17 protein-coding genes, 1 tRNA gene and 1 pseudogene are annotated in these 19,691 nt (G+C 63.2%); 5 read left to right on the top strand and 14 right to left on the bottom strand.

What is annotated here, in order from left to right; all coding sequences use genetic code 11:
- Positions 1 to 90: 90 nt before the first annotated feature.
- The 5 genes from U5A82_RS12675 to U5A82_RS12655 all read left to right on the top strand — a co-directional run bounded on the left by U5A82_RS12675 (position 91) and on the right by U5A82_RS12655 (position 6,823).
- Positions 91 to 2,349 (top strand): sensor histidine kinase, encoded by a 2,259-nt coding sequence (locus U5A82_RS12675; RefSeq protein WP_326291224.1) that lies wholly within the window; start codon positions 91 to 93, stop codon positions 2,347 to 2,349.
- The gene (ntrX, locus tag U5A82_RS12670) at positions 2,339 to 3,709 is read left to right on the top strand and encodes a nitrogen assimilation response regulator NtrX (RefSeq protein WP_326291223.1); all 1,371 of its coding nucleotides are present in this window, start codon (positions 2,339 to 2,341) and stop codon (positions 3,707 to 3,709) included. The genes U5A82_RS12675 and ntrX overlap by 11 nt, the downstream gene beginning before the upstream one ends.
- Positions 3,710 to 3,884: 175 nt before the next feature.
- Positions 3,885 to 4,379, top strand: a complete 495-nt coding sequence (gene hfq / locus U5A82_RS12665; RefSeq protein WP_326292927.1) for an RNA chaperone Hfq — start codon at positions 3,885 to 3,887, stop codon at positions 4,377 to 4,379.
- Positions 4,380 to 4,444: 65 nt separating this feature from the next.
- Positions 4,445 to 5,779 (top strand): GTPase HflX, encoded by a 1,335-nt coding sequence (hflX, locus tag U5A82_RS12660; RefSeq protein ID WP_326291222.1) that lies wholly within the window; start codon positions 4,445 to 4,447, stop codon positions 5,777 to 5,779.
- Between the two features lie 42 nt (positions 5,780 to 5,821).
- Positions 5,822 to 6,823 (top strand): 2-hydroxyacid dehydrogenase, encoded by a 1,002-nt coding sequence (locus tag U5A82_RS12655; RefSeq protein ID WP_326291221.1) that lies wholly within the window; start codon positions 5,822 to 5,824, stop codon positions 6,821 to 6,823.
- Here U5A82_RS12655 and mazG read toward each other — a convergent pair.
- The 14 genes and pseudogenes from mazG to U5A82_RS12585 form a co-directional block, all read right to left on the bottom strand.
- Positions 6,820 to 7,605 carry a nucleoside triphosphate pyrophosphohydrolase gene (mazG, locus tag U5A82_RS12650; protein WP_326291220.1) on the bottom strand — a complete coding sequence of 262 codons (786 nt, stop codon included), beginning with the start codon at positions 7,603 to 7,605 and terminating at the stop codon, positions 6,820 to 6,822. The genes U5A82_RS12655 and mazG overlap by 4 nt on opposite strands.
- A 169-nt stretch (positions 7,606 to 7,774) precedes the next feature.
- Entirely contained in the window at positions 7,775 to 9,079 is a 1,305-nt protein-coding gene (locus U5A82_RS12645) for an MFS transporter (protein WP_326291219.1), read from the bottom strand.
- On the bottom strand, positions 9,076 to 9,705 hold the full coding sequence (locus U5A82_RS12640; protein ID WP_326291218.1) for a retropepsin-like aspartic protease family protein: 630 nt from the start codon (positions 9,703 to 9,705) through the stop codon (positions 9,076 to 9,078). Before U5A82_RS12640 ends, U5A82_RS12645 begins: the two co-directional genes overlap by 4 nt.
- Positions 9,706 to 10,497, bottom strand: coding sequence for an MBL fold metallo-hydrolase (locus tag U5A82_RS12635; RefSeq protein WP_326291217.1), 792 nt, complete (start codon positions 10,495 to 10,497; stop codon positions 9,706 to 9,708).
- Positions 10,494 to 11,267, bottom strand: a complete 774-nt coding sequence (locus U5A82_RS12630) for a TatD family hydrolase (protein ID WP_326291216.1) — start codon at positions 11,265 to 11,267, stop codon at positions 10,494 to 10,496. The genes U5A82_RS12635 and U5A82_RS12630 overlap by 4 nt, the downstream gene beginning before the upstream one ends.
- A gap of 4 nt (positions 11,268 to 11,271) precedes the next feature.
- Positions 11,272 to 12,834, bottom strand: coding sequence for a methionine--tRNA ligase (gene metG / locus U5A82_RS12625; protein ID WP_326291215.1), 1,563 nt, complete (start codon positions 12,832 to 12,834; stop codon positions 11,272 to 11,274).
- A 49-nt stretch (positions 12,835 to 12,883) separates the two neighbouring features.
- A pseudogene (locus U5A82_RS12620) lies at positions 12,884 to 13,851 on the bottom strand (AAA family ATPase).
- Positions 13,848 to 14,474 carry a dTMP kinase gene (tmk, locus tag U5A82_RS12615; protein WP_326291214.1) on the bottom strand — a complete coding sequence of 209 codons (627 nt, stop codon included), beginning with the start codon at positions 14,472 to 14,474 and terminating at the stop codon, positions 13,848 to 13,850. The pseudogene U5A82_RS12620 and the gene tmk overlap by 4 nt, the downstream one beginning before the upstream one ends.
- Positions 14,471 to 15,634 (bottom strand): D-alanyl-D-alanine carboxypeptidase family protein, encoded by a 1,164-nt coding sequence (locus tag U5A82_RS12610; RefSeq protein ID WP_326291213.1) that lies wholly within the window; start codon positions 15,632 to 15,634, stop codon positions 14,471 to 14,473. The genes tmk and U5A82_RS12610 overlap by 4 nt, the downstream gene beginning before the upstream one ends.
- A 49-nt stretch (positions 15,635 to 15,683) precedes the next feature.
- Positions 15,684 to 16,661: a septal ring lytic transglycosylase RlpA family protein gene (locus U5A82_RS12605; protein WP_326291212.1), complete on the bottom strand. Its 978-nt coding sequence runs from the start codon at positions 16,659 to 16,661 to the stop codon at positions 15,684 to 15,686.
- A 10-nt stretch (positions 16,662 to 16,671) separates the two neighbouring features.
- Entirely contained in the window at positions 16,672 to 17,721 is a 1,050-nt protein-coding gene (locus tag U5A82_RS12600; protein ID WP_326291211.1) for a lytic murein transglycosylase, read from the bottom strand.
- Between the two features lie 156 nt (positions 17,722 to 17,877).
- Positions 17,878 to 17,964 (bottom strand) — tRNA-Ser (locus U5A82_RS12595).
- A 63-nt stretch (positions 17,965 to 18,027) separates the two neighbouring features.
- On the bottom strand, positions 18,028 to 19,140 hold the full coding sequence (locus U5A82_RS12590) for an acyltransferase family protein (protein ID WP_326291210.1): 1,113 nt from the start codon (positions 19,138 to 19,140) through the stop codon (positions 18,028 to 18,030).
- A gap of 205 nt (positions 19,141 to 19,345) precedes the next feature.
- Positions 19,346 to 19,675 (bottom strand): PilZ domain-containing protein, encoded by a 330-nt coding sequence (locus U5A82_RS12585; RefSeq protein WP_326291209.1) that lies wholly within the window; start codon positions 19,673 to 19,675, stop codon positions 19,346 to 19,348.
- Between the last annotated feature and the right edge of the window lie 16 nt (positions 19,676 to 19,691).

Below are 19,691 nucleotides of genomic sequence, written 5' to 3'. Positions count from 1 at the left end.
GATGAAACGACGCTGGGGATCGACCAGCGACAGGGTTTTAACCAAATACTGTGTTTGAACGGGCACGGTGGTTGTTGTAACAAAGCCACTATGAATGGCGCAACCACACTCCCCAGGCGAGCATCGGCATGGCGGAGGCAATTACCCGCTTTCCTGCGCCATGGCCGTCTGGCCGCTTTGGTGGAAGGGTTCACGCTGGCCCTGTTCCTGGGGATGGCGGGCCTCACTTATTATATCCTGTCGGGCAACGGCCAATCCTACACGCTGCTGACGCCCCCCATCGTCGCACTGTTGCTGGTCGCCAATCTCGTGCCGGCCATCGCTTTGCTTATGTTGCTGGGTCGGCGCGTCGCGCGGCGGCGGGCGGTGCATTCCGCGATCGGCAGCGATGGCCAGTTGCACGTTCGACTCGTCGCCATCTTCTCGATCGTGGCCAGCGTGCCCATGCTGCTGGTGGTGATCTTCGCCTCGCTGCTGTTCCAATATGGCGTGCAATTCTGGTTTTCGGACAGCGCCCGCGGCCTGCTCCAAAATGCCAGCGATCTGGCGCGCGGCTATTATGAGCAGAATTTGCGCGAGGTCGGCGACGAAACCGTCACCATGTCGGGCGACCTGCGCGATTATCTGGGGCAGTCGAAGGTCAGTAGCCCGCAATTCGCCGAAGGCTTCATCTATCAGGTGGTCGGCCGCAAGCTCAACCGCTCGGCGATCATCGAGGTTGGCAAGGACGGCATCGCTCGCACCGCCGCCACCGTCGATCCCGAAAACCGGCCAGCAGCGGAGATGCTGTCGGCGGAGGCCGTCAAGCGGCTGGCTGCGGGGGAAAATGTCGTCGTCCAGACCCGCCGCAACCAGATCGAGGCGGTGACGCTGCTCTATCCCAATTCCAAAATCTACCTCTACGCCGCGCGCAACGCGGACAGTTCTTCCTTCTCCAACGTCGCCCGCGCGCAGAAAGTCTTGTCCGATTACGACCTGTTCGCGGCGCAATCACGCGCGTTGCAACTGCGCTTCAACATCGCCTTGTTCGTGGGATCGCTGCTGCTGGTCGGCATTGCCGTCTATATCGCCCTGGCGGTCGCCGACTGGATGGTGCGGCCGGTCAATGAACTCGTCACTGCGGCGCGGCGGATCACGGCGGGCGACCTGTCGGCGCGCGTCACCGGGCCGAAGTCGCGCGACGAAATCGGGACGCTGGCCGCCGCCTTCAATCGCATGACCCAACGGCTGGAGGCGCAGACCGGCGCGCTGGTCGCGGCCAATAGCCAGTTGGACGAGCGTCGCGCCTTCATCGAGGCGATTCTGTCGGGCGTCAGCGCCGGTGTCTTGTCGGTCGATCTCAAGGGCGTGGTGCAACTGCTCAACAGCTCGGCTGCGGCGATATTGGTGGACGAAGGCGACGATCCGCTCGGTCGCCCGCTGGCCCAGGTGTCGCCGGAACTGGCCGAATTCGTGGCGTCAGACGAAGGCGCGGGCATCGTTCAGGTCCGCGCCCATGGCGACCTGCGCACGCTGGCGGTCAAATTGTCGCGCGATGTGTCCGGCCACATCCTGACCTTCGACGACATCACCCAGCAACTGTCCGATCAGCGCCGCGCAGCCTGGTCCGACGTCGCGCGGCGCATCGCGCATGAGATTAAGAACCCGCTGACTCCGATCCAGCTTGCCGCCGAACGGCTGCAACGCCGCTATGCCGAGGAAGTGACGAGCGACCGCGCCACCTTCACGCGCCTGACCGGCACGATCATCCGGCAGGTGGGCGATCTGCGCCGTATCGTGGACGAATTTTCCTCCTTCGCGCGCATGCCCAAGCCCGTGTTCCGCCGGGAAGAGGTGGGCGACATCGCCCGCCATGCCCTGTTCCTGCATGAAGTCGCCCATCCCGACATCCGCTTCGATTTCACCAGTGGATCGGATGATCTGGAGATGGTGTGCGACCGTCGGCAATTGGGTCAGGCGCTCACGAACATCGTGAAGAATGCCGTGGAAGCCATTGAACCCAAACCACCAACCGAGGATGGCAGCCCGCGTGGTCATGTCTCCATGCGCCTGACGCAGGAGGAGGGCGGCGACGTTCTCATCATCGTGCGGGACGATGGCATCGGCCTGCCGCCCGAGCGGGAACGGATATTGGAACCTTATATGACGACGCGGACCAAGGGCACGGGCTTGGGCCTCGCCATCGTCAAGAAGATTGTCGAGGAGCATCTGGGGGAGATCCGCTTCGACGATGCCGAAGGGGGCGGCGCGCGCGTCACCCTGCGTTTTGCCGCGGGGGCGCTGGAAAAACTGGAAGAGGGGCAGGTTATCGCCCTGCCAAAAGGAAAAGTGACGGCCAATGGCGCTTGATATTCTGATAGTGGACGATGAAGAGGATATTCGCGATCTGGTCGCGGGTGTGCTGGAAGACGAAGGTTTCACCACCCGCACCGCCGCCAATAGCGACAGCGCCATCGATGCGCTGGACGGTCGCCGTCCCTCGCTGGTGCTGCTGGACGTCTGGTTGCAGGGGTCGCGTATGGACGGCCTGGAATTGCTGGATGAGATCAAGCGGCGCGATCCCACCATCCCGGTGCTGATGATTTCAGGCCACGGCAATATCGACACCGCCGTCGCTGCGATCCGCAAGGGTGCGGCCGACTTCATCGAAAAACCGTTCGAGGCCGATCGCCTGCTGCATCTGGTATCTCGCGCGACCGAAACCGAACGGCTGCGGCGGGAAAACCAGGTCTTGCGCGCCCGTTTCGGCCAGGACGACGAACTGACCGGCACGTCGGCGTCGATCAACGGGGTGCGCGCCACGATCAAGAAGGTCGCGGGCACGGGCAGCCGCGTCCTCATTTCCGGTCCCGCCGGCGTCGGCAAGGAAGTCGCCGCGCGCATGCTGCACAGCTGGAGCGGCCGCGCCGATTCGCCCTTCATCATCGTCGCCGCCGCGCGCATGGACCCCGACCGGGTCGAGGAAGAGCTATTCGGCGTGGAAGATCCCAGCGGCCTCGTCCGCCCCGGTTTCCTCGAACAGTCGCATGGCGGCACCCTCTATATCGACGAGATCGGCGACATGCCGATCACCACGCAGGGCAAGATATTGCGCGTGCTGACCGACCAGAGCTTCACTCGCGTCGGTGGCCAGCGGCAGGTGAAGGTCGACGTGCGCGTCATATCCTCCACCGCGCTCAACCTGGCGGGCGAGATCGAGGAACGGCGTTTCCGCGAAGATCTGTTCTACCGTCTCAACGTCGTGCCGCTCGCCATCCCGCCCTTGTCCGAACGGCGCGATGATATTCCCGCGCTGGTCGAACATTATCTCGCCCGGTTCGCCGCCGAACGCCGCGTGCCGCCGCCGGAGATCGCCAGCGACGCCATGGCTGCGCTCCAGGCCAATGAATGGCCGGGCAACGTCCGCCAGCTCCGCAACGTCATCGAACGCACGATGATCCTGGCGCCGGGCGACCGGATCGGGCGGATCGAACTCGACATGCTGCCCGCCGAACTCACCAGCGGCGGCGGCGGGGAGGGGATGGGCCAGTCCGCGATCATGGGCGCGCCCCTGCGCGAAGCACGCGAGAGTTTCGAGCGCGAATATCTGCGCATCCAGATCCGGCGCTTTTCGGGAAACATATCGCGCACCGCGACGTTCATCGGCATGGAACGGTCTGCATTGCACCGCAAACTCAAGCTGCTGGGCATTACCGAGGGCAAGGATTAGCGTTTCATCGCGCCACTGCGTCGGTCGGTTGCCAAAGCATTGCACAAGCGTATCTGCGCCATGGACGCCTGTTCGCAATTGCGATAGGACCATGGTGGCTCCCGGCTGGCGGGGGCAAGCAAGACATCCTGCTTAAGGGTGCGAGAGCGGGCAACGTCCCGCCAAGAATAAAGGACTGGCGACGACCATGGCCGACAAAGTGAACAATCTTCAGGATATCTTCCTCAACAGCCTGCGCAAGACCAAGACCCCGGTGACCATGTTCCTGGTCAAGGGCGTGAAGTTGCAGGGCATCATCACCTGGTTCGACAATTTTTCCGTTCTGCTGCGCCGCGACGGCCAGTCGCAGCTTGTCTACAAGCATGCGATTTCCACCGTCATGCCTGCCCAGTCGATGGACCTGACCGACCTGCGCAAGGCCAGCGACGGCAATGGCAAGGGCAAGCTGCTCCAGGAAATCTTCCTGTCAGCCGTCCGCAAATCCGGCAGCCCGGTGACGATGTTCCTGGTGAACGGCGTCATGCTTCAGGGTGAAATCGCCGCCTTCGACCTGTTCTGTATGTTGCTCGAACGCGACGGCATGGTGCAGCTCGTCTACAAACACGCCATCTCGACGGTCCAGCCGCTCCATGCGCTCGACCTGACCGGCGAAAACGAACAGGACGATTGATCGTCCAAGCAGCGTCCGGTTCGCCCTTTGGTGGACCGGACCGCCGCGGGATGCTTTAAACATACATGGCCATATTCAACCGCGACTCCGATGATGAAGTGGCGCGCGGCGCGCGCGCCGTCGTCGTCCATGCCGAAACCCATAACGGCGACAGGCGCGATAGCGATGCCCGGCTCGAGGAAGCGCGCGGCCTGGCGCTCGCCATCGGCATCGACGTGCGCGCCGCCCAGGCGTTCCGCGTCCGCGACCGTAAGCCCGCCACCCTGTTCGGCAGCGGTCAGGTGGAGCAGATCGCGACCCTCGCCCGGCAGGAAGAGGCCGAACTCATCATCGTCGACAACAGCCTGTCGCCGGTGCAGCAGAGCAATCTGGAAAAAGCGTGCGAGGCCAAGGTCATCGACCGCACCGGGCTGATCCTCGAAATCTTCGGCGAGCGCGCCGCGACCAACGAAGGCCGGCTTCAGGTCGAACTCGCCCATCTCGATTATCAGGCGGGCCGACTGGTGCGCAGCTGGACCCACTTGGAACGGCAACGTGGCGGCTTCGGCTTCCTGGGCGGTCCGGGTGAAACCCAGATCGAGGCGGACAGGCGCATGATCCGCGATCGCATGGCAAAGATCCGCAAGGAACTGGACCAGGTCACGCGGACCCGCGGCCTGCACCGGGCCCGGCGCCAACGCGCGCCCTGGCCGGTGATCGCGCTCGTGGGCTATACCAATGCCGGGAAATCGACGCTCTTCAATCGCATGACCGGCGCCACCGTCATGGCGGAGGATCTGCTGTTCGCAACGCTGGATCCCACCATGCGCCAGATCGCGCTGCCCGGCCTGGACAAGGCGATCCTGTCCGACACCGTGGGCTTCGTATCCGACCTGCCGACCCAGTTGATCGCTGCCTTTCGCGCGACGCTGGAGGAGGTGCTGTCGGCCGACCTCATCGTCCATGTCCGCGACATCGCCCATCCCGATAGCGACGCGCAGCGCGACGACGTGCTCGACGTGCTGGGCGAACTGGGCGTGGCGGGCGAAGCGGCGTTGGACCGCAGGGAAGGGGAGCCGGATGCCCCACCGATCCTGGAAGCCTGGAACAAGCTGGACCTGTTGAACGACGATGATGCCGCCCTGGCGCGCGAAACAGCGGCCCGCCGCGACGATGTCGTGATCCTGTCGGCCCTGACCGGTGAAGGGGTGGATACGCTCCAGCGCGCCATCAGTGACCGCATGACTCGCGGCGCGAAAGTCTATGGCCTGCGCATCCCCGTGTCGGACGGCGCGACGATGGCCTGGCTTCACGAACATGGCGAAGTGCTGTCCAGTGCCGTCGAGGGCGAGGAAAGCCGGGTCGACGTGCGCCTGTCGGACGCCGCCTTTGCGCGCTATGCGAAGCGGAGTGAAGGGTAGATCGATCGTCTTTAGCTTGCCCTCCTGTTGGGGACGCACATCTTGAAAGTCGCCGTTTTCAGTACCCATGCTTTCGATCGCCGCTTTCTCGATCAGGCTAATGAAGCGGCCGGGCACAGGCATGACCTTGTCTATCTAGAAACCCGGCTCGACGCGCGATCGGCTTCTTTGGCGGCAGGGTGCGGTGCCATCTGCGCCTTCGTAAATGATCGACTCGATCGCCCCGCAATGGAGATATTGGCCGGACTGGACGTCCGCTTTCTCGCGCTGCGCAGCGCGGGGTTCAACCATGTCGATCTGCATGCGGCGGCTGCGTTGAATTTGGCGGTAGGGCGCGTGCCAGCCTATTCGCCCGATGCGATCGCGGAACATACCGTCGCGATGATCCTGACGCTCAACCGTAAGACCCACAAGGCCTATGCCCGGGGCCGCGAAGGCAATTTCGCATTGGATGGCCTGCTGGGCTTCGATCTGCGCGGACGCACGGTGGGGATCGTGGGTACTGGTAAGATCGGCCTGAATATCGCCCGCATCATGCGTGGCTTCGATTGCCGGGTGATCGCCTATGATCCTTTTCCAGATGCCCATGCGCTGACGGAAATGGGCGCCGCCTATGTGTCCTGGCATGAACTGCTGGACCGATCGGACATCATCTCACTCCATTGTCCGTTGACGCCCGATACGCATCATCTGGTGGATGCGGATGCGATCGCCCGCATGAAGGCAGGCGTCATGCTGATCAACACAAGCCGCGGCGGCGTGGTGGACACGCATGCCGTGATCGACGGGCTGAAACAGAGGCGGATCGGCTATGTCGGTCTGGATGTCTATGAGGAGGAAGAGTCGCTTTTCTTCGCCGATTTTTCGGACCAACCCATTCAGGACGATATGTTCGCCCGGTTGCTGACCTTTCCCAACGTCCTCATAACCGGGCATCAGGCCTTCTTCACCGCCGAGGCTTTGACTGCCATCGCCGCTACCACAATCGCCAATATCTCGAGATTTGAAGCGACCGGCGAAGCGCTGCATCCCGTCACGCTTTAACGGCTGCTCGCTTTTTCCCGCTGCTTGGCGCGCTGCCACAGGGCTTCCTTGTCATCCAGCGCCAGCCCAGCGAACGCGTTACCCGCCATGTCCTCCATGGCCCGAAACCGCCGATCGAATTTCTCATTGGCCTTGCGCAGAGCTGTTTCCGGATCGACCTTCAGATGCCGTGCGAGGTTGACAACGGCGAACAACAGGTCGCCAACCTCTTCCTCGCGCTCATCCTGCGTGATGGCGTTCTGCACCTCATCCAGTTCCTCGGCGATCTTGTCGACTACGCCGACCGTATCGGGCCAGTCGAAGCCCGTCCGCGCGGCGCGCTTCTGTAATTTTTCGGCGCGCAACAACGCGGGCAGGGCGATCGCCACGCCGGCCAGTGCGCTGGGATCGGGGTCTTTCTCCGCCCGTTCAGCCGCCTTGATCGTTTCCCACTGCACATGCCCATCTTCGCGCCGCGCGCCTTCGCCAAAGACATGGGGATGGCGACGGATCATCTTCTGCGTGATGGCGTCGATCACATCCTGCAACGCGAAATGCCCGGCCTGTTCGGCGATCCGGCTATGAAAAGCGACCTGGAGCAGCAGATCGCCCAGTTCGTCGCGCAGACCGTCCATGTCCTCACGCGCGATCGCGTCAGCGACTTCATAGGCTTCCTCGATCGTATAGGGCGCGATCGACGCGAAATCCTGCTCGATGTCCCAGGGACAGCCCGTGTCGGGATCGCGCAGTCGCGCCATGACGTCGGCTAATGGCATGATGTCGGCGGGGCTGGCTGTGGACATGGATATCCTGACGCAGATGGAAAAAGTTGATCGGTTCGATAGGTGTTACACAGCGCGCTGACCACCCCCGCGCATCATGATAATAAAAGTTCGATAATATATATTATGTTAAATAGTTTGCGATACGAAAAACGCTCACAACTGTCCAACTCGCTGTCTCATGGCCCGATCAATCCTCCCGGATCAGGCTATGTTTCCCGCTGTCCCGCATCTTCACATAGACGCTCAGCGATATGGCGATCATCACCGTCACATAGATATAGAATGCCGGTTCCATGCCCGCCTGCTTGAACCACAGCGCGACGAACTCCGCCGTTCCGCCGAACAATGTGTTCGCCAACGCATAAGGCAACGCGACGCCCAGCGCGCGGATATGTGCGGGAAACAGCTCCGCCTTCACCACCGCGTTGATCGATGTGTAGCCGCTCACGATCACCAGGCCCGCCATCACCAGCAATCCGGCGACCAGCGGGTCTTTCGTCACCGCCAGCGTGGCAAAGATCGGATAGGTGCACAGCACGCCCATCACGCCAAAGCCGATCATCAGCGGCTTGCGTCCGATCCGGTCGGACAGCGCGCCCGCCACCGGCTGCAACAGCATGAACAGGAACAGCGTTACCGCATTGATCTGCGACGCCACCTCGCGGCTCAGCCCGCTCGTATTGACCAGGAATTTCTGCATGTAAATGCTGTAGGCATAGAAGGCGATCGTGCCACCGGCCGTCAGCAGCATCACGGTCAGCGTCTCGCGCGGATGGTTGGTGATGAGTTCGACGAAGCCCGATTTGGGCGCGCCTTCCGCCTTGGCCACCGCAAAGCTCTGCGTCTCCGCCAGCCCCCGCCGCAACCAGAAGACGATGACCGCCAGCGCCCCGCCGATGAAGAAGGGAATACGCCAGCCCCAGTCATCCAGCTGCGCCTCGCTTAACGTCGCCTGCAATATCAGCAACACGCAGATCGCCACCAATTGCCCCGCGATCAGCGTCACATATTGAAAGCTGGAAAAGAAGCCGCGCCGGTTCTTCCCCGCCATTTCCGACAGATAAGTCGCGCTCGCGCCATATTCCCCGCCGATCGACAGGCCCTGCATCAACCGCGCCAGCACCAGCAGCAAAGGCGCGGCGACGCCAATCGTCTCATAACCCGGCGTCACCGCGATCAGCAGCGACCCCGCGCACATCAGCGCCACCGACAGGGTCAGCCCGCTCTTGCGCCCATGACGATCGGCATAGACGCCCATCAACCACGCCCCGATCGGCCGCATCAGAAAGCCGACTGCGAAGATCCCCGCAGCGCTCAGCAACTGCGCGGTGCGATCCTCGCTCGGGAAGAAATGCGGCGCGAAATAGAGGGTGAAGGCGGCATAGGCATACCAGTCATACCATTCGACCAGATTGCCTGCGGACCCGCCGATAATGGCCTTGAGCCGCTGGCTCTGCGTCGGCGCACCCGGCGTCGCGGTCTTGCCCGTCATGGCGTCAACACCATGGCGCTATCCTGGACGCCCCAGCTTTTCAGGCGCGAAAGCATGTTCATGCCGATCACATTGACCTCTCCGAAAGCGGGCGAAACGACGACGGGCAGGTCGCTCGCCCTTATGGGACCGATGACCAGCGTCGCGATGCTGGATCGCTTTGCCTCGACCTTGCCGTTCGCCGTCGTCATGACGACGCCCGGTTCCCCGACATCATAGTTGAGGCCCGCAGCACGTGCACTATTTTCCGACAAAGCGGTGATGGTCGCGCCGCTGTCGATCAGGAAGCGGGCGGGTGTGCCGTTGATCGTGGCCTCGACCCAATAATGGCCGTCTGCCGCCACGGGCACGCGCAAAGCCTGCCCTTCCGCGCGGGCGGTCGGCACGGAAGCGGGGGTGTCGTCCACCGTGACCACATCGCCCTGCTCCGCCCAGCGCCCGGTCAGCAGGCCCTGGCTCTGCGCGAACTTGAACAATCCCAACAGCCCGGCAAAGATCGCCACCCACAGCAACGCCATGCGCAAAACGCTGCCCCAGGCCATCCGCCGCCCGATCAGCGCGGACCCGACCAGGACGATCGCCAGCACATACCAGAGGGTCGACGCGGCCTGATCCGTGCCGTCCATTCAGACCCCCTGCTCTTTCGCGTCCAGTTCCACCACCATCCCGTCATAGCCCGGCTCGACGCCGGTGGGGAGGACACGGCGCAACGTCGCATAATCCATGCTCTGGTCCATATGGGTCAGGATGGCGCGCCCGGGCCGCACCGCCGCCACGCCGTCCAGCGTCAGCGCCAGATGCGGATGGGTCGGATGCGGCTTTTCCCGCAAGGCGTCGACAACCCAGACGTCCAGACCGTCATAGAGCGCCAGCATATCGGGCGTCAGCGCGTGGAAATCGGTGGCATAGCCGATCGACCGCCCGCCATGGCCGAACCGGAAACCGGTCGAGAAAATCTCGCCATGCGGCTGATCCACGCAGGCAATGTCGATATCGCCGATCCGCAACCCGTCGGGCAGGACATGCGGCTCGATCGTCGGATGATAGCCGTTGCGCCCCTCGAACGCATAAGCAAACCGTTGTTTCAACAGCGTGAGCGTCTGCGCCCGCGCATAGCCTGGAACCGGCGCGCGGCGATGGTGGAACAGTTGCCGCACATCGTCGATGCCATGGCTGTGATCCGCATGGTCGTGGGTCCACAGGATCGCATCGATCCGGACGACGTCCGCCGCCAGAAGCTGCGCCCGCATATCGGGCGACGTATCGACCAGGATGCGCGTCGTTGGACTTTCGACCAATATGGACACCCGCGTCCGCCGGTTTTTCGGCTCGGCCGGGTCGCAGTCGCCCCAGTCGTTGCCGATCCGGGGCACGCCCGAAGAGGTGCCGCTGCCCAGGATCGTGAGCTTCAGGCTCATGCGACTTTGGAGAATAAGGTACGGAAATTGGCCGACGTCGCCGCCGCCAATTCTTCGATGCTTTCCCCGCGCAGATTTGCCAGGAACCGGGCGGTGTCTGCGACATAGGCCGGCTCGCAGGATTTGCCGCGATGCGGCACCGGCGCCAGGAACGGCGAGTCCGTTTCCACCAGCAGTCGGTCGAGCGGCAGGCGCGCCGCCGTCTCCTGCAAATCCTTCGCGCTCTTGAACGTCACGATGCCCGAAATGCTGATGTAGAAGCCGAGTTCCATCGCCGCATCGGCAAAGGCGCCGCTGGCGGTGAAGCAGTGGATGACGCCGGGATAGGCCCCCTTCCCCATTTCATCGCGCATGATGCTGAGCGTGTCCTCTTCCGCATCGCGGGTGTGAACGATCAGCGGCAGGCCGGTGTCGCGGGCCGCAACGATGTGCGATCGAAAGCTTTTCTGCTGCCGATCCCGGTCGCTATGGTCGTAATAATAGTCGAGGCCGGTTTCGCCGATGCCGACCACGCGCGGATGCGCGGCGCGCTCGACCAGTTTGGCGGTATCGATATGGGGATGCTCGTCCGCCTCATGCGGATGGATACCGACCGTCGCCCACACGTCCGGCTCGCGGATCGCGGTGCCCAGCACATCGTCCCATTCGCTCTCGCGCGTCGCGATGTTGAGCATCAGGTCGACACCCGCCGCGCGCGACCGTTCCAACACATTGGCCTGATCCTCGATCAAGCCTTTGTAATTTAAATGGCAATGGCTGTCGATCAGCATGGGATCAGGCCTCGGCTTCCGTCAGTTCCAGGCGCGGGAAGAGCGGCTTGGGTGCGCTCAGCGTGAAGCCCGACGCACGAAGGGCGGCATAAAAGTCGCTGCCGATAACGCCATAGCCGCGCCCTTCCCCATCGATGCCCATCTGGTCCAGCAGGGACGTGGCGCTCGCCGGAATGACGGGCTGGATCATGATGGCCAGGCTTGCGATCGCCTCGTAGAGCGTGGCGAGCACCGCCTCCATCCGCGCCGGATCGGTCTTGCGCAAGGCCCAGGGCGCCTGCGCATCGATATAGGCGTTGCAGGCGAACACCGCGCGCATCCACGCCTCGATCGCGACCGATGGCGCGAGGTCCGCCATTGCGGACTGGAAGGTCGTCGCAGCTTCGCTCACGGTAGCAAGCAACACGCTGTCGACATCCTGCGCCGCCGATTCAGGCAAGCGACCTTCCAGATTCTTGGCGATGAAGCTCAGCGTCCGCTGCGCCAGATTACCGAAGCTGTTGGCAAGGTCGCTGTTGGACCGCGCGACGATCGCCTCAGCGCTGTAACTGCCGTCATTGCCGAACGTGACTTCGGACAACAGGAAATAGCGCAGCTGGTCCATCCCGAAACGGTCGGCCAATTCGATCGGATCGGCGACGTTGCCGACCGACTTGGACATTTTCTCGCCCCGGTTCAGCAGGAAGCCATGGCCGAAGATCCGGCTGGGCAAAGGCAGCTTCGCGCTCATCAGGAAGGCTGGCCAGTAGACCGTATGAAAACGCACGATATCCTTGCCGATGATGTGCGTGATGTCGCCACCCTCGGCCCAATAGCGCGCCATCCGATCCGGGTCGTCGGGATAGCCGCAGCCGGTGATATAGTTGGTCAGCGCGTCGACCCACACATACATGACATGGCCGTCCGCGCCCGGCACCTTCACCCCCCAGTCGAAACTGGTGCGCGATACGCTGAGGTCAGACAGGCCGCCCTCCACGAAGCGCAATATCTCATTACGGCGGCTGTCGGGCTGGATGAAGTCGGGCTGGCTCTCATACAGCGCCAGCAGCCGGTCCTGATAGTTGGACAGGCGGAAGAACCAGCTTTCCTCGACCGTCCATTCGACCGGCGTGCCCTGCGGGGAAAGGTTGATGCCCCCTTCCCCTTCGACGATTTCCTTCTCGTCGTAAAAGGCCTCGTCGCGAACCGAATACCAGCCTTCGTAGCGGCCCAGATACAGGTCGCCATTGGCCTCCATCGCCTGCCAGATCGCCTGGCTGGCGCGGTGATGATCCGGTTCGCTGGTGCGGATGAAACGATCATGGCTGATGTTCAGCCTCTCGTTCATCGCCTTGAAATAGGACGCCATTTCGTCGGCCAACGCGCGCGGTTCGATATCGCGTCCGCGCGCGGCCTGGACCATTTTCAGCCCATGTTCGTCGGTGCCGGTCTGAAAGAAGACGTCGCGGCCCATCATCCGCTGGAACCGCGCGATCGCGTCGGTCGCGATCACTTCATAGGCATGGCCGATATGGGGGTGGCCATTTGGGTAGGAAATGGCGGTGGTGATGGTGAAAGGCTTGGACATGGGCCACTCCCTAGCCGCTCATCCGCCCGTCGCAAAGCCGCTTTTCAGGTCAGTGGGTGGAAGCCAGCGCCGCAACATGCCCGGCGAGTTCGAACACGACCGCCGCCGGATCGAGCGACAGGATCACCGCCCCCCGGCCAGATGCCGCGCCTTTTCCCAACGGTCCAGCGCCTCACCCAGCGCAGGCCCCTGCCGGGACCGCGCCGCCTGCGCGATATAGGCAGGCGCCCGCTCCAGAAACGCCTCGTAGCGTGGTTTGGCCGACTTGAGCGCCAGCGCCTTCGCCAGCGCCAGCCTTTGCCGATTGGACGGATCGCCCTGCGTCGCCAGCACGCCCAGCGCCTGCTCGATCTCCGACAGGTTGAGGCCCGCATAGCGCAGGGCCTGCCCCGGCGATCCCCCGCCTGCGCGCACCAGCGTGTCGACTTCGGGCGGCGACAATGTGGCGTCGTTCGCTTTCAACACCATGCGCATCGTCGCATCGTCCAGCGGATCGAAGCGCAACGTGCGGCAGCGTGACCGGATCGTTGGCAGCAGCCGTCCCGGCGCATGGCTGACCAGCAGGAACAGCATGTCGGCGGGCGGCTCCTCCAGCGTCTTGAGCAGGGCGTTCGCCGCCCCGCGCTCCAGATCGTCGGCGCTGTCGATCACCACGATGCGGCGGGATGACAGGGACGGGGCGGACTGGATCAGCCGCCCCAGCCCACGCACCTGGTCGACGCTGATGTTCCGCGCGGTCACGCCATCCTTTTCCAGCGGCGCCAGCTCGGCATAATCGGGATGGGCGGCCGCCTCGATCAGTCGGCGGATCGGATGATCGTCCGGTACGGACAAGTCGTCCGCATCGATGGCCGGTCCAGCCGCGTCCGCCATAAGGCGTAGCGCCAGCGCGCGGGCGAAAGCGCCCTTGCCGATGCCTCTGGGGCCAGCGAGAATCCAGCCATGATGCATCCGTCCGCTGCGCGCTGCCGCTATCAGCGTGCGCGCCTGTGCATCATGCCCCAGCAGCAATGTCATGGCAGCAGGTCTTCGATCGCATCCAGCAGGCGCACGGTCACGACCTCCGCAGGCCCGGAAGCGTCGACGCCGCGAACCCGATCAGCCTCGTCGCGCGCGAAACGGGCGAAGGCGTCCGCGACCGAGCGGTGGAAATCGCTCGCCCGTCCGCCGATCCGGTCCGTCAAATCGCCATCCCGCGCCCGCGCCCTGTCGCTGGCTTCCTGTTCGGGCAGCGTCAGCAGCAAGGTGCGATCGGGCAGGAACCCGCCGCTGCCGATCCGATGCAGCGTCAATATGTCGGCGTCGGTCAACACGCCCTGCCCCTGATAGGCCCGGCTCGAATCCAGGAAACGGTCCGACAATATCCACGCGCCGCGTTCCAGCGCCGGGCGAATCGTCTTTTCGATATGGTCCGCCCTCGCCGCCGCGAACAGCAACGCCTCCGCCCTTGCGCTCCATCGATCCGCGCCACCGGTCAGCAACAGGGCGCGGATCGCCTCCGCGCCTTCGCTGCCACCCGGCTCCCGCGTCTCGATCACGTCCAGGCCGCGCGCCCGCAGGGCGGCGGCAAGCGCGCGCAACTGGGTCGATTTGCCCGCGCCCTCGCCGCCTTCCAGTGTTATGAAACGCCCTGCGCTCAAGCGAACAGCGACTTCAGGCCATTCCACAACCGGCCGAAAATGCCCGCCTCGGCGATATCCTCGCCCGCGACCAGCGGCATGATCTGCGGCGGGGTGTCGGGCGTCTGGACGATCAGCTGGGCGATCTGCTGTCCCTTGGCGATCGGCGCCTTGATCGGGCCGGTATAGACGACCTTGACCTGCACATTGGCCGACGCCGTACGCGGCAGCGTGACCGCCAGGTTCTGCGGTGCGACCAGAGACACGCTCGTCGCGCTACCCAGCTGGACGGCCGCCGTCTCGACGGTCTGGCCCTTCTTGAACAGCGGCTGCGCCTTCCACGCCCGGAAACCCCAGTCCATGAAACGCACTGCTTCGGTCGCCCGGCCGTTGAAGCTGGTGGACCCGGCGGTGACGATCACCAGTCGGCGACCATTCTGCTCCGCCGATCCGGTAAAGCCATAGCCCGCTTCTTCGGTATGACCGGTCTTGAGGCCATCGGCCCCTTCGATCTTGCCCAGGATCGGGTTGCGGTTGGCCTGCGCGATATCCGACCCGCCCATGGTCTTGCCCCAGGTGAAGGACCGAGTGGCATAGAAACGCTTGTAGAGGTCGGGCGTCTCGACGATCGTCGCCTCGGCCAGCTTCGCCAGATCCGCCGCCGTCACATAGGTCACGCCTTCATCGGGCCAGCCATTGCTGGTGCCGAAATGGCTGTTCTTCAGGCCAAGCCGCTTCGCTTCCTCGTTCATCAGCGCGACGAAGGCCTGCTCCGTCCCGGCGATCCCTTCGGCCAGGACGACGCAGGCGTCGTTGCCCGAGAGGGTGACGATGCCGTGCAGCAGATTTTCGACCGACACCTGTTCGCCCACCGACAGGAACATGGTCGAACCGGCCTGCGGCCCGTGCCACTGCTTCCAGGTTTCCGGCCGCACCGTGAACTTGGTGTCCAGCTTCAATTCGCCCTTCTGAATCAGGCGAAAGGCGACGTGCGCCGTCATCATCTTCGCCAGCGACGCCGGCGGCATCCGCGTCTCGCCACCCTTGTCATAAAGGACCGCGCCCGAAGACAGGTCCTTCATGTAAGCGATAGGCGCTTCGCTGGTATAGGGCGGGGCGGCCGCGATCAACGGCTGGGACAGCAGCCCGACGGCCAGGAGGACTGCAACGCTTTTCTTCATCGGAACACTGCCTTCGATTAATATGGAATCGCACTTACAACCGCGATCTCTATCGCGCGTCATTAGCCATGATGCGGGCATTCTCAAAGCCTTTGGCGGCCGCGGCCTTCACGCCACCCTGGGCTGCCTGTTGCGTAGGATAGGGGCCAAGGCGTACGCGCCACAATCCGCCGCTCGCTTCCGCTCGCGCGCCCAGCGTCTTCGCCAGCGCCTCGGCTCGTGCTTGCGCGCTGAACGCGCCGACCTGCACGACATAGCCGCCCTTGCGCGCCGGTGCCTGGACCGGCGGGGCGGCGACCGGGGCAGCCACGGCCTTTGCTGGTTTGGTCGCCACACGCGCGGACGGCGGCGACGGGTCGAAATCCGCGCCGGGCCGCGCCGTACGGACGGCTTTGGGCTGTACCGCGATCGCTTTGGGCTTACCAGCAGCCGACGGACGCGTTGGCGGCGGAGCGGCAGCGGTGTGGATCGGCGGAAGCTTGGTCCGCAACACTTTGAGAAGCGCAGCCGGTGTTTCCAGCCGCTCGGCCGCCCGCCCTTGGCGACGCAGCACCGCGCGCTCCTGCTCGGGCGGATTGACCCGCCGGACACGCACCGGCACTGCGCCCTGCCCCTCGACGCCCAGTTGCGCCGCCGCGCCGGGCGACAGCGAGATCATCCGGTCGCCCCGCATCGGCCCGCGATCATTGACTCGCACCAGGATCGTGCGCCCGCTGTCCAGCGCCGTCACCTCGACATAGCTGGGCAAGGGCAGCGTCTTGTGCGCGGCGGTGATGGCGGCGGGCAGGAACGCTTCGTCATTGGCGGTTGTCCCACCCTGGCTCGCGCCGTCGCTTTCGCTGGCATAGCCGACCTCGTCATAGGACAGCGGATCGGCAGGCGTGTAGGTGACGCCGCCTATCGCATAGGGTTCCCCCAGCACGACCGGCCCATCGCTGACCGCCGCGCTCTGCCCGATCGCGCCCGCCTTTTCCGGTTGGGCGGCCCACCCGCCACCGGCGACGAGCGCCAGCGCGGCCGCCGCCATCAACCACCTCTTATTGTTTGACAGCATCCGCCAGCAACCCCACCGACAAGGCATAGAAATTGGAACAGTTATAATCCAGTATCGCCCGATAGTTGCTGGTCAACAGATAGGCGGTCTTGCCCGGCCCATCCGGCTCCAGCAACGTCGCCATCACGCTATCGGCGGGCCAGACGCCGCTATTGGGAAACAGGCCCAGCTTGCGCCACTCAGCCATCGACAGCCAGCGGCTATGCCGGTTGAACACGCGCGGGCAACGGGCAGGCTCCGTCTTGGCAACCACTGCAGCGCGGTTGAAGCTGGCCGGTACGCTGACCGCCACGCCCCAGGGCTGCCCCTTGCGCCAACCCGACTGCACGAAATAATTGGCGATGGAAGCGAGCGCGTCCGCCTCGCTGGTCCAGATATCGGCCTTCCCATCGCCATCGCCATCCTTGGCGATCCGCAGGTAGACCGACGGCAGAAACTGGGGATAGCCCGTCGCCCCGGCCCAGCTGCCGACCAGCTGGCTGCGCGGCACGCCATTGTCCAACATCTTGAGCGTCGCGAGCAATTCCGGCTCGAACAGGGCACGTCGACGCCCTTCATGCGCCAGCGTCGCCAGCGACCGGATCAGGTCGAAATCGCCGGTATAGGAGCCATAGTTGGTTTCATGGCCATAGATGGCGACCATGATCTCTTCGGGCACACCCGTCTCCGCCTCGATCCGCGCCAGGCGCGAACGGTTCGCCTGATAGGCGGTACGACCCCGGCTGATGCGCGCGGCGTCGACATGCTGTCGGCGATAGGGTTCGAAATTAGGAATTGGCGAATAGGCGCCGCCGCCCGGCTGGCTCTGGTCGAGCTGAACCACGCGCGGATTGGGCGTCAACGTGGGATAGACGCTGTCGAGCGTCGCATCCCTGATCCCCATATCGCGCGCCTTGGGCCGCAGGCTTTCCAGATAGGCACGGAAATCCGCGCTATCCTGCGCTTGCGCAGGCGCGACGGCGACGTTGCCACCGGTGACGGCAGTCAGGCCCAGCAGCAAGGACAGGACGGATGAACGCAAAGAATCTCCCATGCCCTTGTTGTTGCACAGGCAGAGCGGCAGGTGAATCCCCTTATTACCAATGGCGGTCGCATAAGGCGACGAACCGTGGACAGGGCGTCCTTTGCACCGGCTCGCTAGGGAGATATCGCGATATCCTTATTCGGCTAGGCCGCGGATGATCAGCCGCGGACGGGGTGGGATTCGAACCCACGGTAGACGTAAATCTACGGCGGTTTTCAAGACCGCTGCCTTAAACCACTCGGCCACCCGTCCAAAGCTGTGGCTCCCTAGCGCGCACATGGCGATAACGCCAGCCCTCAAAAAGGGGCAGAGACCTCATATCTGTGACAACTGGTTTTTACGTCGCCAAATAACAAATGGACGCTCCAGCCAACGCGCCAGAACCGGACTGATAATTTTCGTCACTGGCGCCTCGACCAATCGATCGAAGATCATGGCAACTGCGGTAGCCATGATGATCAACATAAGTATCACCAGTTCCGTCGATATGCCCGTACCTTTAAGGATGCGGCTTGATATGTTCGTGCCGACACTCAGAAATACCGGGTGGACCAGGTAGATGCTGTAGGATGCGGCACCAAATGCCAGCAAAACAGGCGGGAAGGCGATGGGTCTGCGTTTCTCCATACCGACCAAGCCGATCAGCAGGATGCAAGTCGACACACCGTAGATCGTCTGATCGAGAAAAGGATGTAGGCTCACCGCACCGCCCATGAAGATAAACAGGATGTAGATAGTCGCGCCTGCAAAAGCCCATAGATGCGGCTTGTCCGGTAACCACCGCACCAGCAGTCGACTAGTGGCAATGCCGAGCAGAAACTGGAAGTTCGCGCCGTTCAGCAGCACCGTCGCTGGATAGACATGAGGCAAATGGGTGAACTGCGCTATAGCGACAGTCAGCCCCCACAGAGCCAACAACCAGATGCCCCGCGGCCCGATCGCGATCACAATCGCCATGACGATACAGAAGAGCAATTCCTGCACCAAAGTCCAGGCAACACCATAAATGGGCGGATCGACATAGGGGAGAAGGAAGAAGGACAGCAGGATGTTGATCGGATCCCGTTGCCAGGGCTTTCCCGCGCTGGGGATCAGCAAATAAAGGATGATGTGCGGGATCAGGACCAGCCAGTAAACCGGATAGATGCGGGCCATGCGTTTCGCAAAAAAACGGCCGACTTGTCCAGTTTCGCCGATATTTTTCCAGCTTAGCCAGCCGATGAAAAATCCGCTCAGAACGAAGAAGTAATTGACCCCGGTGAACCTATCGTAAACTCCGCGGAATGCTTCTTCTCCGAAAAAGCGTTCTTGTGCAGCCATCCGGCCCGCGTGATGAAAGACCACGAACAGAGCAGCGACGCCACGCGCGAATATAATGCTTTGCATCCGTACCGACTTGGTCGGCTGAGGCACACTTTCGTCGATCATGTCTTGTGATTTCAAAACGGTGCCCCCATCCCCACAGGTTGACAGATCATCGATTCATCGCATCGACTATATGTAAACCGCGTAATCCAGGATAGTTTGGCAGCGAAGCACGACATTTGCTATTGGTAAATCGAACGATCCGCTCAGTCGGCGATCTGTTATCGACGCCGAATGTCGGGCGCCTGCTCTATTCAATCTGTTCTGGCTATGACCAGGTAGCTAGTTTTTCCACCGAACGGGTACGCGCTTCCGCGATCACGGCCAGCGGATCGATGGCGTGGCTCAGCAGGAGGCCGCATCGATCCGGCCTTTTCCAGACCACCGTGGCCCATACTTCCAGCCCGTCCGCGATCAAGGTTACGCGGTCGCCTATGTCGGGCAGCCATAGGCCTGTGACCAGCGCGCCATAGAGGGATATATTGCGGATCATTACCGGCTGGCTGACGCCATCCCAATGCAGCATGGCCCCGACTTCGGCGGCGAAGCGGGTTTCACGGCGCTGTTCCATGCGCGCACGATAGGAAACACTGTCCATGGCGCTTTTTCCCGGC

The sequence above is a fragment of the Sphingobium sp. CR2-8 genome (assembly GCF_035818615.1).
Classification (GTDB): domain Bacteria; phylum Pseudomonadota; class Alphaproteobacteria; order Sphingomonadales; family Sphingomonadaceae; genus Sphingobium.
Note: the sequence above shows the minus strand (reverse complement) of the source record. Positions and strands in the feature narration are given on the sequence as shown.